Here is a 15,074-nt window from a genome sequence, read left to right on the forward strand (position 1 = left end):
AGAGGCCGGTGTCTAGCGAGATGGAACTACGGGAACTGGCGGTAATCACGTAGGCCCACCCCACCTCCTGCTTCTTTCCGACCAGGCGTATGCAGACATCGTCTTTGATGAGATGAAGTTCCTGTCCGCTTTGGAACTCTCAAACGTGGCGGATCAGGTCATCTGCTGCAGCTCGTTTTCCAGAACTTATTCGATCACGGAATGGGGGTTGGGTTAGCCGGCTTGGAGCGGTTCATTGACGCTACGCCAAACTTCACGCAGCTGAAGAATTGCCTGGCCCCAAACCTCCCGGTACCAGCGTTGCGTTTGCTGGGACGCTGGAAGTTACTCGTGTCAAGCCAGCTGACGGCCAACCGACTTACCGATGGAATGGGAGGAGACGTGGGTGGCGACTTCACGAAGATCTACTCTTGTGCTCACGGGAAATGAGGCGTGTCCCAGCGAGGTTGGCCTCGTTACTGAAATCTTGGCCCGTGGCGGGATGAGGAGCCGTAACCTAACCCTGGGCACGAAGGATGGTGGCCTGGCTCAACGGCTTGCTGTTTATTCACTAGAAGGGCTGAGGAGGTGGCTGCGCTGGGAGGCCGTCCACAGTTCATCTACTGAGAGTCCCTGATCCTGCAAACGCAATAGTCCCGTTCGCAGGGCGCTTCTGGCTGTCGGAAAGCCTCGTTGTTCATTCACTGGCCAAGGCCGTTGAGAGCGTCTCTCGGCGGGAGGCGTCGGCCCACCCATGTAGAGCTCCCGTAAGTGCTTCCACCAGTTGGTTCGCAATTTGCTCCGGCTCCAACTTCTCCGTTTCATTAAGGTCAAGGATTTCGCGGGGGTCCGAGAGGGTGTTGTTCAGGAATAGTGCCTGCCTGAGCAGGGTCTCCGGGAGGCCCAGTTCTTGGAGGAGTCCCCTCAGGGGTTGCTCCCAGATAGCACGGGAGGTGGCGATGACCGGGTCGCCTTGATCCATGCGCTGGAGGTATCCGGAGCGGGAGCGCAGCTGGACCATGACTTTGCCATGTTCCAGTACCAGCGCGATCCAGCGGGACAGTATGGCGTTGTAAAGTTCGCTTCCGGTCAGCGGGCATCCGTGGGCGAAATCGCGGAGTTTCTCAGTGATGTTAATCGTGTAGGCCTCGAGGAGCTCCTCCAAGGAAGAGAAATAGCGGTAAGCGGTGGCGGTCCCGATTCCCGCGCGAGCGGCAGCGCTTTGCATGGTTACGTTGGCTGGATCCTGAGCGATCTCCTGCCCCACGGCGCGCATGAGACTTTTCATATTTCGACGTGTGTCACTTCGCAACTGACTGCTGCCTTTCCTTCATGGTCTCGACCGATCGAGTGCATGGTCGTTTGCTCAATTCAAGAAGCCTTGTCGGATCTTAGCCATGATCGGAGAAGCCGGGTCACCACGGGCAGCACCCATACTGTCATGATCGGGGTAAGGATGGTTGTAGTTACAAAGACCCTTGCAGTTGTCCATAGTCCGCTCCATGCCGGGTATAGGGCTTCGACCAGAAGCGCAAAAATTAGGCTGACAGGGAAGAAGGCAAGCCACACACTCACTGCTTGCTTCCATCGGGCAGGCCGGGGTGAGGGAGAGGAGAGATCATTGGGCCTAGGGGTGGAATCAAACCAGCCCTCGATCCCTGTAAGTTTCTCCACTCGGCGTTCCTCGATTAACCCGTCTCCTTGCTCAAGCCACGCTTTGCGAGAGCCTGAACTTTCCCAGGCGCTGAGGGATGAGGGGTCCGCGAACCGGTAAAGCATGTACCACTCATCGCTACGTGTGGAAGACCGGATCCATCCGGATCCAAGGAAGCCTGGCCAGCGACCGGCAATATTTACCCCGGATTGGATCCAGGCCGTCACCTCCTCGCTGCGCGAAGGGTCTACTTTTCTCGTGACAGACACTGTCACCGAAGAAGACTGAACCTCTTTAGTTGAAGCCATGTTTCTGCGTCCACCTATGACTCTTTTGCGTAGTGCCTCTTACGTTGCCTCACATATCAGCCATTACGACTGTTCGCACGCAGACCGTGAGGTGCACGGTACCCAGACCTAGGGCTGGGTTCAGCTCTTTTATATAATCGATAAGAGCTTCTCAAGTAAGAATATGTTACCTTATGAAAAATTGCCATCAGACAGGATTGGGATCCTCGCTGGGTAGCACTCTCCTTAGGAAGCAATTTGACCCATGAATGTAGCGTTTTGTTCAGTTGACGGGCGGGAATGGGAAGCGTCTGCTCTCGAAGCGCTTCCGCCTTGGCGGTCCATCGAGCTGCGCGTCGGCCTTGTGTGCATTGGCTGCGGGATGCCGGCACGCCTTCAGTCCGGGCGGAAGTCTCGCCCTGCTAAGTTTCTGGCCGACCATAATCCGAGTTGCGCTGCTGTAGCGCCTACTTCGAGCGTGTTTCGATTTTTACAGTAGAAGTGAGGCCGCCACAAAAGCACGCTCGAACGCCAGCAGCAGGTTTGTCAGTGGACTACAAAGGGGCGTGTGTCTTATCGGAGGAGCTTGCGAAGGAACTGCAGTTGCTTTATCCAGTGGTGTTCCTGGCCTCCTTCGTGGTTGTTGAACCTGTACACCTCAATTTCCTTCGTCGGGCCGGCAGCGGATGCATCAGTAGTGCCTGAGCCGTAGGCGTTGAAGCTGGCAAAGACAGTTGATGGCGGGCAGATGTCGTCAGTTAGGGCTGCCGAGTATAGCGTCGGGGCCGTTGCCCAGCGTCCGAGGTTGACGCCGTCGAAATAGCGAAGGACCTTAAGTACTGGCTCGTACCGGTCCCGGTGCCTGGCTAGGAAGGCGGCGATTTCCGGGTACGGGCCACGCGGCGTGATGTCGATGGCGCGCGGAAAGTCCTGGAGGAACGGGACGTCGGGCAATGCGGCGACGACGCCGTTGAGCCGGCCGGTCACGAGCCCGGAGACGGCCACCGCAATTCCGCCGCCCTGGCTGATGCCGGCAAGGACGACTCGTGCCGGATCCACCACTGGGTGGGATTGTGCTGCCTCCACTGCCCGGAAAGCATCCGTGTACACCCGGCGATAGTAGTAGTCTTCGCGGCTCCCGACGCCCCGGGTCATTAAGCCGGCATAACCGACCCCGCCGGCGGACGGGTGGGAATCGGCAGTTTCACCAAGAGTAAAGCCGTAGCCCTGACCGCGGGTGTCCATGATGAAGTGTGCGTAGCCCGTCTGGGCCCACCTTGTCTCCTCGTTCACCAGACCGCGCCCACCGGAGTAGCCGACATATTGGACGACCACAGGCAGCCTGGAACCTGGGTCCCTGTTAGCGGGCAGGTGCAGCCAGCCCTTGATGGGTTCCCCGCCGTACCCTGCGAAGGTCACGTCAAAAGTGTCAATCACAGTGAGATAGTTCTCCACGGGCTCAAACCGGGCGTTCAAGGGATAGGCCCTGGCGTCCCCGATCGTGGCATCCCAGAATTCGCGGAGGTCGTCCGGCATCGTCACATCGGAGGTGTAGCTGCGTAGCTGGGGCAACGGGAGGTCAAAGAGGGGCATGTACTTCCGATTCTGTCGTTCTTTGAAGGAATGGCTTAGTCAGCTAAGGAATGCCAGATTATTCCGGTCCGAGGGAGCCCTGGCGGAACTTTAGTGGAGCGTTGCAGGTACATCTATGGCGGTCCGTCGCGACCACCACGACGTCCAGGATCCGACTGAAGTGGGATTGGTTGCCATTCAAGCACGCCCAGCCACCCAAGCAACAGGTGATTCCCTGGCCCACTCCAAACTGGCGGAGGACCTGCCCGCAGGGATCATCTAAACGATCGGCATGAGCTCAGCCAGATCGTTCCGATGAAATAGGCAGCCCTTCTGACTGGGAGGCCGGAATGGGCCGTTGTGGAGAAGATGGGCTCCAGAGGCCCGGAGCGATATTTCCATTGGCCTTGACAGGTAGGAACACCGGCGGGCGCGAGGTGCCCTGACCTTGTGCACCCATGCGTCTTTCAGCATTTCTGCTTTGAACAAGAGATCTACGTTTCATATTCGGGTATTTTTCTATGAGAGGGCTGTGCCGCTCGGTAATCGTGCGGCTGGCGACTAAAGGGCGCGTGCGATCGCCTGTCCCTGGCTGGCTAAAGTCCGGACACGGTCCAACGGCTCCAGTTGCTGGACGAGTGTCCATCTGGTTTGAGAACCATCCAGTGCCGGCATGATTTCTCCCCGCTGCACGTAGCGGAATGGCTGCGGGTCGTCCTCCGGGCGCCACCAGCCACTGATTGGTGCATGATGGCCCGTAGCGGCTGAAGCAGTGAAGCTGTCCTGGCGTTGTGATTGATCTTTCAATCCGGTTCCTTCCCGTATAACCTCTCTCGTAGTCCTGCAGGGCTGTGGACGCGGGTCTCCTGATAGCACTTCGAATGCTCGCGCGCAGCTCCCGTCCTAGAGTGTCGATGTCCTTGAGCTGGTTGATTACTCGCCGGGGTTAGCGTCATCGAGGGCGCGGTGCATAGCAAGGTTGTCGCTCTGACGGGTCAGCACGGTCAGCGCTGGTCCCACGCAACGCCCGGTGGCCCCATCGCGTTGAAATTCCCGCGTCCATAAGCTTCAGGCGAGGGGTCCTCTCCGAGATCCGCAACATTGAAACAAGAGTGCCAATTGGTAATTCATTCCTATTTTGCCTTGAAATGGGTGCACAAGCAAGGTCCGTCGGCGAGTTTCCTTCTGGATAAAACGTCTGCCCACGCTTGACCCATGGCGTGAACTGATCAGGGGTCAACACACCTACGTCATGCGGGGTTCCCACTCGGGGGTGCCGCTACTGCTTGGGGCGCGCAGGGAATCGGGCGTTTTCGTCCCTTCCGACTTGTCCTACACGAATCGAAGCCAATTCGTTTGCCCAGTCCGCCGCTGAGGTCGTTTGGCTTCCGGCCGGCCGGACGTCAGCTTTAGATGTACTTCAGATTGGCTGGGGTTCCGCATTTGTGCAGACTGTCCAGAGGAGGGGATCTTCGTTCGACGGCGAGAACACAACCCTCCAGTAAGGCTCCACTATGTGTAAGCCAGCGGACTGCCTCCCGTATCGAGGAAGATGGCGATGGACTAGCCGGGGATGACAACGACGATTCCAAGTGCTCCTAACGCGACTCCGGCGGAGGCTGTCCAAAGGACCGCGGGGATTTCGGCATCGACCTTTTCCTGAGTGATGCCGTAGGAGTTGGTGCTGTAGCGGCGGCGTTGTGTGAGGTAGATAGCAGCGGCCGTCGCGATAGCAACGACGAAGAGCATGAGTACGGGGAACCCATGGCGGGGGAGCCATCGAAGGAAGATGGCGCTGGCCGTGACCAGGGCCAGCATCGTCCTGGCCCATGCCAGCGTGGTTCGTTCCGGCTGCAGACCCGGGTCTCCCTGCGAGCCTGCGGGGTTGTCGGCATTCGTCATCAGATCAGTGCCGAAGGATAAGGATCAGAACGGCTCCGGTGGCCAGCGCTCCTGCTCCGGCAAGGAGGGGGACAATAAGCGGCAGAGGAAGGGGTGTCTTGTTGCGCATGCTGCGTTCCACCCGGAGCCACCGTATTGCGGACCCGGCGCTCAGGAGCATTCCGAGCAGGAGAAGGCTAGCGGCCAGGCTTTTGCGGACGGTCTCGAGGAAAAGGTCTGACGTGAAGGCTTCGATGGCGATGCCTCCCGCCAGCAGAGCAAGAGAGGTCCTGATCCAAGCGAGGAAGGTGCGTTCATTGGCCAGTGTGAAGCGAGGGTCGGGTTCGATGCCGCCGGGAAGCAGCCATTCGGCGAGTTTGCCCCGCTTAGGTGGAACCGCAGCTGGGTTATCCGTCTTTTCGTCGAGCATTCTAGGCAGCCGTCGTTCGGAAGCCGCAGTTGCTGCTGGAAGAGTCCGGCGTATTGGAAGTCCTGGCTGCTACCCGGTATCGGTTGCAGTAGGAGTAGTGGCACAGGTAGGAACCGCCACGCATGACACGGCCTCTACCGATAGTGGGCCCTTGCGGATTTGCTGCTGGTGAATTTCGGTAGTACTTGGGCAGAAACCAGTCCGAGCACCATTCCCAAACGTTTCCGCTGACCTCGTAGAGGCCGTACCCATTCGGAGGAAAGCTCCGGACTGGGGCCGTGCCGGCGTAACCGTCTGTTTGGCTGTTCACTTCCGGGAAGGTGCCCTGCCAAATATTGCAGTTGTGTGCCCCGTCAATCCCATGGAGTTCATCACCCCAGGGGTAGCGCTTTTGCTGCAGGCCCCCGCGTGCGGCGTATTCCCATTCAGCCTCGGTCGGCAGCCGCCGCCCGGCCCACCGGCAATAGGCCAGAGCATCATTAAACGAAACCTGAACGACGGGGTGGTCGGGGATCTCTGACCAGTGATGACCAGGACCGGTAGGGTGTGCCCAATCGGCCCCTCGGACTGTGAGCCACCAAGGTGATCCGGATACCGCCCCAAGAATGTCTTTCATATCAGCTTGGACGAGCAGGTGGAAAACGGCTGAGGTGCCATACTTCTCCGCTTCACTTTTATACCCTGTCGCATCTACAAAGGCTGCAAATTGCCAGTTGGTCACCGCCGTTGCATCCATCCGGAATACTCCCACCTCCACCTCGTGGACCGGTAGTTCCCCATCAGCGATGTAGCCCTCATTGAACGCATCGCCCATGAGGAATACACCGGCCGGGATCTCCACGTCAAAATGCCAAGTTCCTGCCTCTGCATGTACCGTTTGGTGCCGGCCGGGTTCATCGCGGCTCTGGCGATCCGTTCGTGCCGGTGAACAGCAGCTTGCGACAGGAAGCAGGGGCGTCTTGTCCAGGGAAGTGTTGTCAGTCATATGACCTGCTCAATTAGTAACCCGTAGCCGCAGCGGTCGAACCAGTTGGCGGCTGGTTCACTAACTGCTGCGATAGCAGAAACGAGCGCTTTCGGCCGGTGGTAACAGAGCCCGAAAGAGAGGGCGACGTCGAGGACGATGTTTGTTGATGCATTGGTTATTGGGACCAGAACCGGTCCGAGGGCGGGGTCGCGGCCTGAAGCGTGCTCACTCACACTTGACCCTCCGTGCGATCTTTTGGAAGCAGCGTAACGACGGCCTGTCCGGCTAGCAGCCGCCCCGACTGCACGAACTCCTCTGGGCGACCCGAGAGCTCGGCGATGAGGCTTGCTCGAAGTTGAGCGAGCTGATTCTGACAACCGGGATCTCCACTGAGATTCCGGGTCTCCGTGGGGTCATTGTGGAGGTTGAAAAGTTGCTCGTTTCCATTCTTTGAGAACCAGATGTATTTCCAGCTGCCTGCTCGCACCCACTGGATCGACTGGCCCAGGAGTACGTGTTCACCATGCAGGTAGGGCCGCAATTCAGCATTGCTGCCCCGCTGGTCAGCTTGGGTAAGGCCGAGGAGGCTGATTCCGTCGATGCTTCCCGGCACCGGAAGACGTGCCGCGTCGAGCAGAGTCGGCATCAAGTCACGTAGTTCGACGACGGCATCGACCCGCTGGCCGCCGCTTATGCCCGGGCCGGATATCAGCAACGGAACCCGGGACGACCCCTCGTACGGATACCCCTTACGCCACAGGTCGTGATCGCCCAGCATCTCGCCGTGATCAGACGTGAAGACAATGTACGTGTCGTCCTTTAACCCGAACTCGCGTAGTACCTCCATAAAGCGGGCAATCTGATGATCGATATGCGTGATGTTGCCGTAGTATCCGGCGCGGGCTCGGTTCAAAGTCTGCTGATCGTATGTAGCTACGTGGGCATCTGGCCGATGATCGGTTCTGTAGTCATCAAGGTCAGCAACCCAGTCGCCCACAGGTGGTTCATGATCAGGAAGGTTGAGGTACTGTTCGAAAGCCCATGCTGGCGGATTGTATGGCGGGTGCGGGCGGTGGAAAGACAGGTATAGGAAAAAGGGTACGGTGGGGTCTCGGCGGTATAACCACGAAATGGCTTCTGTCACGACCCAGTTCGTTGGGTGAAGGGATTCCGCGCGGGACCAGGGGCGTGCGACAACGGAGTTGCAATTTATGCCGTCGTCAAAATAGTCCGAAACTGCGCTTTCGCCTGCTTGACCGCGCAGCCAAACCAAATAGTCGTCGTACCAGTCGACTTCACGACCCCGTTTCCTGGCAAAATTTAGGTATCCGTCGTGAAGAATAACGTCGTTAAACCCGATGCGTCCGCGTTCAGGATAGTAATGCATTTTCCCGATCGCCTGTGTTTGATAGCCAGCCTTTGTGAACTCTCCAGGGAGTGTTACGGAAACGTCGAAATCAACACCGTCGGCATAACCAACCCTCCTATGAGAACGCGCAGTAAGGCCGGTCATCAGGGCCATACGGGCAGGGACACAAGTCGGCGTGGATGAATAAGCATTCGAGAAATTTGCACCTTCTGCGGCAATTGCATCGAGATAAGGTGTCCTAACGATTGGATGACCGTTTATGGAGAGGCAATCTCCTCTCCATTGATCGGTACAGATGAGAACTACATTAGGAGCGGGCGTCGTCGAACTATCTTGAGTCATCAATTTCACCTATGCATTCCGCTTCGCAACCTGAAATCCCTGTAATACGTTCCTTCATTTATAGATCGCTATCTTCGCGGTGACGGCAGCTTACTTCACTCCACCTGCGGTCAGGTCGGAGCGCCAGTAGCGCTGAAGGATGGAGAAAGCGATGAGCAGGGGGATGACCGCTAGGAGGGATCCTGTGATTGTGATGTGGTAGGAAATTCCTTCGTTCAGTCGCTCGCGCCAGTTGACCAGGCCGACTGAGAGCGGCTGGAGGGTGTCGTTGTTGAGCATGAGCACGGGCAGGAGGTAGTTGCTCCAGATTGCGACGAATTGATAGAGGAATACAGTTACCAGCGCGGGAGACATGATGGGGAGGCCGATCCGCCAGAAGATCCGGGCTTCATTGGCGCCGTCGATTCGGGCTGCTTCGAGGAGTTCGTTGGGGATGGCTTGTCTTGCGAACGTGGCAGCGAGGAATACTCCGAAAGGGCTGACGAGGCTGGGCAGGAGAACTGACCAGTAGGTGTTGACCAATTGGATCTCGCTGAACATCAGATACAGGGGGAGTGCGAAGAGGATCGCGGGCACGAGAACGGCGGCGAGAATGATGTTGAAGACCAGCTTTCGGCCGGGGAACTCATACTTGCCCAGGGCGTAGCCGGCCATGGCTGCGAGGAGGGTGGCGATAGCGGCACCGCCCACGCAGTAGAGCACCGTATTTCCGGTCCAGATGGCGAAGATGCCGTTTTGCTGAGCGAAAACGTCAGCGATGTTTCCCCAGAGGTTGAAGTCGGAGAACAGCATGGGATCCGTGGTGAACATGTCCTCCCTGCTTTTCGTGGCGCTGACTATAAGCCACCAGAGGGGCACCAGACTGTAGAGCGCGAACGCGGCCATCACGATGAAGGAGAACGTGCGCGCCGAGAACGGGACGCGTTGTTGGCGCCATGGCATCCGGCTGGGTCTGGGGGACTGCGTTGGGCGCCGGACTGTTGTGCGCGGGGGAGCGGTGGTCATGAGTCAGCTTCCTTTCGCTGAGTGAATTTGAGGAATCCGAACGAAAGGACCAACGCAACCAGGGCCAGGATGACTGATTGAGCGGCGGCCAGGTTGTAGTTGTTGGCTGCGGCTTGTTGTTGCGCTGCCATGATCGGGGTGAACGTTGAGGAGATTCCTGGTGCCACTTTCGAGAGGATCGCGGGGTCGTTGTATAGCTGGATGTTTCCGATGATCGAAAATACAGCGGTGAGAATGATCGCTGGCCGCACTGCGGGGATTTTGATGTGCCATGCGGTGGCCCACCATCCGGCCCCGTCCAGGCTCGCCGCTTCGGTCAGGTCTTCAGGTACTGCCTGGAGGGCCGAGTAGATGATTAGCATTTGGAAGCCTGTATAGCCCCAGGTCATCATGTTTCCGATTGAAAAGAAGACCATGTTGTTGGCGAGGAAGTTGACATCGATGCCAATGGCGCTCAGCCATCCGCTGAGAGGTCCAATGTCCGGTTGATACAGAAACGACCACATGATCGCTGCGATGACGCCGGGGAAAGCGTAGGGCAGGAAGTAAATCAGTCGGAATCCGCGCCGGAACGGTGAGAAGGCAGAGTCCAGAAGAAGCGCCAGGAATAACGCAATGGTCAGCATGAGAGGGACCTGTACGATCCCGATCAAAAATACGCGCCCGAAGGAGGCCATGAAGTCGCTGTTCTGCAGCGCCAGGAGATAGTTTCCGAAGCCCGCGAAGATGCTCTCAGAACTCCCCACGCCAAGGCCGCTGCGTTCCGTTTTGAAGAAGCTCTGGTAAATCGCGTAGAAGATGGGAGCCACCTTCATGGATAAAAACATGATCGCGAACGGTATCAGGAAGAGCAGCGCAGACAAGGTCGTCTTCCGGCTCAACCGTGATTTGCGGGGCTGAGTTGTCGTCGCTTCTGGTTGCACGGGCCGCTGTGCGGAGAGGGTGGGTGCCTTCATGGCTAATCCTTCGGGTGATGATGTATGGAGTAGGCGGCGCCCAGATGGTTCCTGACTGGGCGCCGCCGGTGGCGGAGTTACTCCTTGACGCTCAGACCCTGGCCTTTCAGGTCAGCGATCGTGGATGCCTGGAGGGAGTTGAGCAACTCAGAGATAGTTCCCTGTCCGGAGCCGATGACCTTCAGTCCGTCATTCATCTTTGGCTGAAGGCTGGTCATGTTCGGACCCCACACCCACTGCTCCGGTATGTTGCTCGCGGCCGTGGAGAAAATTTCGGCCGTCTTGTCACCATTGATGAAGAAGTCCGAGCCTGCCGTGAGCGCAGGCAGTTTCTGGCCACTGAGGGCAGCCGGGTAGATGCCTGTTTCAGTGATCAGGCTTGTTACGCTGTCCGCGTTGGTCGTCATCCATACCGCAGCCTCAGTGGCTTCTTTCGGGTTCTTGCACCCCTTCAAAACAGAGATAGACCCACCGCCACGGTTACCGGAAACCTTGTCGCCTTCCTTCCACTGGGGCACGGGAGCTACTGCCATCTTGCCCGCGAGGCCCGGCGCGTTCTTCTCAAGCAATTCGCCGCTCCACGCAGCACCGACATAGGAAAGCAGCCGCCCACTCTGGAGGTTGGTGTACCAGGCCTGGTCAAAGGCCGGCTCGGGAACAACGAGCTTCTCCTTCAGCAGACCCTGCCAGTACTCTGCCGCCTGCTTCGACGGTCCATCGTTGATGGACACCTTCCAGGCATCATCGTCAGTACGGAACCACTGGCCCCCGGCCTGATGAGAAAGCGCACCGATGTCATAAGTGTTCAGCGGGAAGGTGGCCAAGTACGCGGCAGGATCCTTCGCCTTTACTGTCTGAGCGGCGGTTTCAAAATCTTCCCATGTTTTCGGAGCCTCGATACCGAACTTTTCAAACAGGTCGGCTCGGTAGAAGAGGGCCATGGGGCCAAGGCCCACGGGAATGCCGTAGACGTTTCCGCCGAGGCTGGAAAGCTGCCAGGACACAGGTGAGTACTGGTCTTTGCTGCCTTCCGCATACTCGGTGATGTCCTCAAGCGAACCCGATGCCGCAAAGCTAGGAATCGTGTCGAAACTGATCTGGCCAAGACACGGAGCGTTGCCGGCCTGGACAGCGTTCAGCATCTTGGAGTAGCCGCCGGCCGAACCCGCGGAAATCTGGGTGTACTTGATCTGAACATCTTTATGTGCGGCGTTGAAGATCTCGACTGACTTCTCCTGGCCAACCGCAGCACCCCAATACTCAACGGTCACCGACTCACGATTGGAGCCAGATTCAGTGGAGGAAGTGCCTGTACAGGCCGTGGTGGTGAGAACAGATGCGCTCAAGATCGCGACGGCTGTTCCGAAGCTCTTGAACCAACGTGGTGTCATGAGAACTCCTACTTTCTGTGTCCCCTGTAATTACTGGGTTGGTTGCAGTGGTACTACATGCCCAGGGGTGTACAAGCAGCTCACACTTGGTAGACAGACCCGCAACTTCATGGCAGATTCCTCGTCGACAACTAGCATTCACGGACTCCCCGTGAGCGAATGAAGCCGGAGCGAGTCGGTGGATGTGACAGAAAACCGATTGAGGCCTTGCATCTCTGGAACCTCTTTTGATATGAATTTCGTAATTGAGAAAATCATCTCAGTTGCGCTGCTCCGCTGTCAATACCCCGCTTTGCGTTTCTGGTTGCTCGGCCATTGACCGGCTATAGCCTGAGTTCTGGCACGGCAAACGCCACCGGCTTTTAGACGCGCGATGCTTGGCGTCGCCACATGAGCTGAGCCTGGCTGCCCCTCCGCGGGCTGGCAGATCCGGCCAGGGTCACGAATCCAAAATGTGCACCTGCTGGTCACCGCTCTTGCCGCCTATGGTGGTGTCAAAATGCGCGCTGCATCGATGGGGCGCCGATTTGTAGCGGTCTCCGCTATGGAATTGAATCATTTGTTCTGTGCGTCCAATGCCGCGGATGCGTCTGTCCAGAACGCGGACAGGCCGGCTTATCCCCTGTGATTTTCGAAGTGCGTCAGCGAGCAGGCCGAAGTTCGATTTCTGTTGGAGAGGAATCAATGGTTAACGTCGCGTCCGCATACCCTTCAGCTGTGACCGTGATGGTCACGGCGCCTGGCTTGGCTCCGGCACGAACGACCGCGAGGGCTTGGCCGTGGTAGGTGAATGAGACATTTCCAAGGTAGTCGCAGGGCGCTGCAGGATTGGCCGATCCTAATCCCTGCAGTGTCGCCGGCCCTTGGACAGCCACGGCTACTTCCACGTCCATATTGGGATTGGGGCGGTTTTCCTCGTCCACCAGCGTGATCTCCAGGTGCAGCAGGTCGATAGTGTTGGCGGTGATCGAGGCCCGGTCGGCTGAAAGCCTCAGTTTGGCCGGTGCGTTAGCCGTTATTAGCTTCCGGCGACCCAGTTCGGCGCCGTTGCGGTACGAAACGACTTCCAGGACACCGGGTTCGAATGGGACGATGGTTTGTACGAGGTAATCGCGGTTGACTCCGACCTTTTCGGTGGCCACGACAGCGTCATTGAGGACGAACTGCACTTCATCACCCGAGGCATAGGCTTCCACGTGCATGGGAGTTCCTGGGTCGACATCCCAGGTCCAGGACGGTGCTACATCTGACCAGGTCCACGCTTTGGGTTCGATGACGTAACCGTCATCGCGGGGAGTTCGTACGCCGACGTAGGGGACATCGGTCAGTCCAAAGACGATTTCCCGGTAGTAGGAGATGGGCTTGCGCTGGCCGATGAGGTCTATGTCCCCGCACACGGCAGCTATCCACGGGAACGGGGCGCGGTGTTCCTGGGAATCCTCGGGGTACACGTGCCGGCCCGTACCGACCTCCCCCAGGAAGTCCCACCCGGTCCAGGTGAAATCACCGAGTACGTTGTTTCTCTCAAGAATCATCTTCCACAGACGGTCAATGTGTGTCGGAAATGATTCCGAGTTGAAGTAGATGCGATTGGGGAATTCGTCCTTGTCTACTTCGTAGCGCGCGTCTCCATAATTTAAACCGACGATGTCGAGCACGGATGCCGGCTCCAGCAGCCGCTCACCGAGGAGTTCCGAGGCCATGACCCGGTTCATGAGGTGAGTCACTTGGCCCAGATAATCATTGAGTCCCCGAATGGTGGAGCTGTCCTGATTGACCTCGGCGCGGAGTTCCGGGACCTTGTCCCTTGCCATGTACATTCCCTGCAGGGCGTGGGTCACGATCCGGGTTGGGTCCTGCTCACGGGTTCGTTCTGCAAGCAATCGCCCCCACCGGGCGCCATGCCGGGTCCCCGCTTCGATAATTTCGTTTCCGATGGAGTACATGATGACGCTCGGATGATTGAAATCCTTCGCTACCATCGCGTCAATATCGCGCTCCCACCACTGGGGGAACGACCGGGAGTAGTCATCCGTGGATTTGGACACCGACCACATGTCGAACGCCTCGTCGAACACCAGCATTCCCAGCCGATCACAGGCGTCGAGCATCGCCACGCTCATCGGGTTGTGTGCTGAGCGTATCGCGTTGAAGCCCGCAGCCTTCATCCGCTGAACGCGCCGCATAGCGGCGTCGGCGAACTCTGCGGCGCCGAGCACACCGTGGTCATGGTGGAGTGCAGCCCCTCGAAGCTTGGTGGGTTTGCCGTTCAGCCTGAGCCCGCGGACGGGGTCAACGGTGACACTTCGGATGCCGAACGTCGTTGATGCACGGTCTATGCGCCCGTTCTCGTCCGTGATGCTGACAGTCGCGTGGTAGAGGGCAGGGCTGTCCGGGCTCCACAGCGACGGTTCCGGCACATACGTCCGCTGATGCGAGGTCAAAGTCTCGTTGGGTAGGAGGGTGACTTTGGATTTCTCTGAGACCACCTCCTCGCCTGCGTCGTTATGGATTTCCAGCGAGAGTTCGGCTGTGCGGGTGGTTAGCCCTTTATTCGCGACGGTTGATCTGACCACGACAGTGGCGAGCTCGTCGTCAACGTCCGGGGTGGACACCCGCAATCCTGTGGGCGTCAGGTGCATGAGCTCACCAATGAGCAGATGCACCGGGCGGTAGATCCCGCCGCCTGGATACCACCGCGAGTCTTCATGGGAGCGAGCATCGACGCGAATGGTGTTGGTCTCACCGTAGTTCAGGAAGGGGTCCGCTTCGATGTGGAACGAGGAGTAGCCGTTGCTCCACTGGCCAGCGAAAGCTCCGTTGAGGTAGACCATGGCGTCCCGGTAGACGCCCTCGAATTCGAAGGTGATGCGTTTGGAGGCCCAGTCAGCTGGTACGTCAAACTGTTTTTCGTATGTCCAGGTGCCGCCGTCGAAATAGCCGGAAGGCGCGCCGCCTGTCCCACCTGGTGTGCGGCCGCTGGCGAGCATTGCATCGTGGGGGAGGTCGACGAGGTTGTCACTTGGTGGCGCCACTTTGATGGCTTCATGGACGGAAACCAGAGGGCCGAACTGCCACTCTCGGTTGAACGGGATGCGTTTCATCTACAGTTCCTTCATTTATAGATCGCTATCTTCGCGGTGACGGCAGCTTACTTCACTCCACCTGCGGTCAGGTCGGAGCGCCAGTAGCGCTGAAGGATGGAGAAAGCGATGAGCAGGGGGATGACCGCTAGGAGGGA

14 protein-coding genes are annotated in these 15,074 nt (G+C 58.2%); 2 read left to right on the forward strand and 12 right to left on the reverse strand.

Annotated elements, in window-relative coordinates:
* Positions 1-67: 67 nt before the first annotated feature.
* Complete coding sequence (locus MU551_RS23650) at positions 68-217, forward strand: aminotransferase class I/II-fold pyridoxal phosphate-dependent enzyme (RefSeq protein WP_372489877.1); 150 nt, start codon at positions 68-70, stop codon at positions 215-217.
* Positions 218-676: 459 nt separating this feature from the next.
* Here the strand turns inward: MU551_RS23650 and MU551_RS16325 are convergent, their stop codons facing one another.
* The 3 genes from MU551_RS16325 to MU551_RS16335 form a co-directional block, all read right to left on the reverse strand.
* The gene (locus tag MU551_RS16325; RefSeq protein WP_247046339.1) at positions 677-1,267 is read right to left on the reverse strand and encodes a TetR/AcrR family transcriptional regulator; all 591 of its coding nucleotides are present in this window, start codon (positions 1,265-1,267) and stop codon (positions 677-679) included.
* Positions 1,268-1,350: 83 nt separating this feature from the next.
* The gene (locus MU551_RS16330) at positions 1,351-1,941 is read right to left on the reverse strand and encodes an antibiotic biosynthesis monooxygenase (RefSeq protein WP_247046340.1); all 591 of its coding nucleotides are present in this window, start codon (positions 1,939-1,941) and stop codon (positions 1,351-1,353) included.
* Positions 1,942-2,493: 552 nt separating this feature from the next.
* Positions 2,494-3,513 (reverse strand): acetylxylan esterase, encoded by a 1,020-nt coding sequence (locus MU551_RS16335; protein ID WP_247046341.1) that lies wholly within the window; start codon positions 3,511-3,513, stop codon positions 2,494-2,496.
* A gap of 115 nt (positions 3,514-3,628) precedes the next feature.
* Between MU551_RS16335 and MU551_RS16340 the strand changes: the two genes are divergently transcribed.
* Positions 3,629-3,775, forward strand: a complete 147-nt coding sequence (locus MU551_RS16340; RefSeq protein WP_247046342.1) for a hypothetical protein — start codon at positions 3,629-3,631, stop codon at positions 3,773-3,775.
* A gap of 278 nt (positions 3,776-4,053) precedes the next feature.
* Here MU551_RS16340 and MU551_RS16345 read toward each other — a convergent pair whose 3' ends face one another.
* The 9 genes from MU551_RS16345 to MU551_RS16385 form a co-directional block, all read right to left on the reverse strand.
* Complete coding sequence (locus MU551_RS16345) at positions 4,054-4,299, reverse strand: hypothetical protein (protein ID WP_247046343.1); 246 nt, start codon at positions 4,297-4,299, stop codon at positions 4,054-4,056.
* Between the two features lie 756 nt (positions 4,300-5,055).
* Entirely contained in the window at positions 5,056-5,394 is a 339-nt protein-coding gene (locus MU551_RS16350; protein ID WP_247046345.1) for a DUF202 domain-containing protein, read from the reverse strand.
* A gap of 4 nt (positions 5,395-5,398) precedes the next feature.
* Positions 5,399-5,803: a YidH family protein gene (locus tag MU551_RS16355; RefSeq protein WP_247046347.1), complete on the reverse strand. Its 405-nt coding sequence runs from the start codon at positions 5,801-5,803 to the stop codon at positions 5,399-5,401.
* Between the two features lies 1 nt (position 5,804).
* Entirely contained in the window at positions 5,805-6,788 is a 984-nt protein-coding gene (locus tag MU551_RS16360) for a formylglycine-generating enzyme family protein (RefSeq protein ID WP_247046349.1), read from the reverse strand.
* A gap of 211 nt (positions 6,789-6,999) precedes the next feature.
* Positions 7,000-8,481, reverse strand: a complete 1,482-nt coding sequence (locus MU551_RS16365) for an arylsulfatase (RefSeq protein WP_247046350.1) — start codon at positions 8,479-8,481, stop codon at positions 7,000-7,002.
* Between the two features lie 90 nt (positions 8,482-8,571).
* Positions 8,572-9,486: a carbohydrate ABC transporter permease gene (locus MU551_RS16370; RefSeq protein WP_247046351.1), complete on the reverse strand. Its 915-nt coding sequence runs from the start codon at positions 9,484-9,486 to the stop codon at positions 8,572-8,574.
* On the reverse strand, positions 9,483-10,442 hold the full coding sequence (locus tag MU551_RS16375; protein WP_247046352.1) for a carbohydrate ABC transporter permease: 960 nt from the start codon (positions 10,440-10,442) through the stop codon (positions 9,483-9,485). The genes MU551_RS16370 and MU551_RS16375 overlap by 4 nt, the downstream gene beginning before the upstream one ends.
* Before the next feature lie 77 nt (positions 10,443-10,519).
* The gene (locus MU551_RS16380; RefSeq protein WP_247046353.1) at positions 10,520-11,833 is read right to left on the reverse strand and encodes an ABC transporter substrate-binding protein; all 1,314 of its coding nucleotides are present in this window, start codon (positions 11,831-11,833) and stop codon (positions 10,520-10,522) included.
* Between the two features lie 641 nt (positions 11,834-12,474).
* Positions 12,475-14,937 (reverse strand): glycoside hydrolase family 2 TIM barrel-domain containing protein, encoded by a 2,463-nt coding sequence (locus tag MU551_RS16385; RefSeq protein WP_247046354.1) that lies wholly within the window; start codon positions 14,935-14,937, stop codon positions 12,475-12,477.
* Between the last annotated feature and the right edge of the window lie 137 nt (positions 14,938-15,074).

Origin of the sequence: Arthrobacter rhizosphaerae, from assembly GCF_023062595.1 — a bacterium.
GTDB lineage: Bacteria > Actinomycetota > Actinomycetes > Actinomycetales > Micrococcaceae > Arthrobacter > Arthrobacter rhizosphaerae.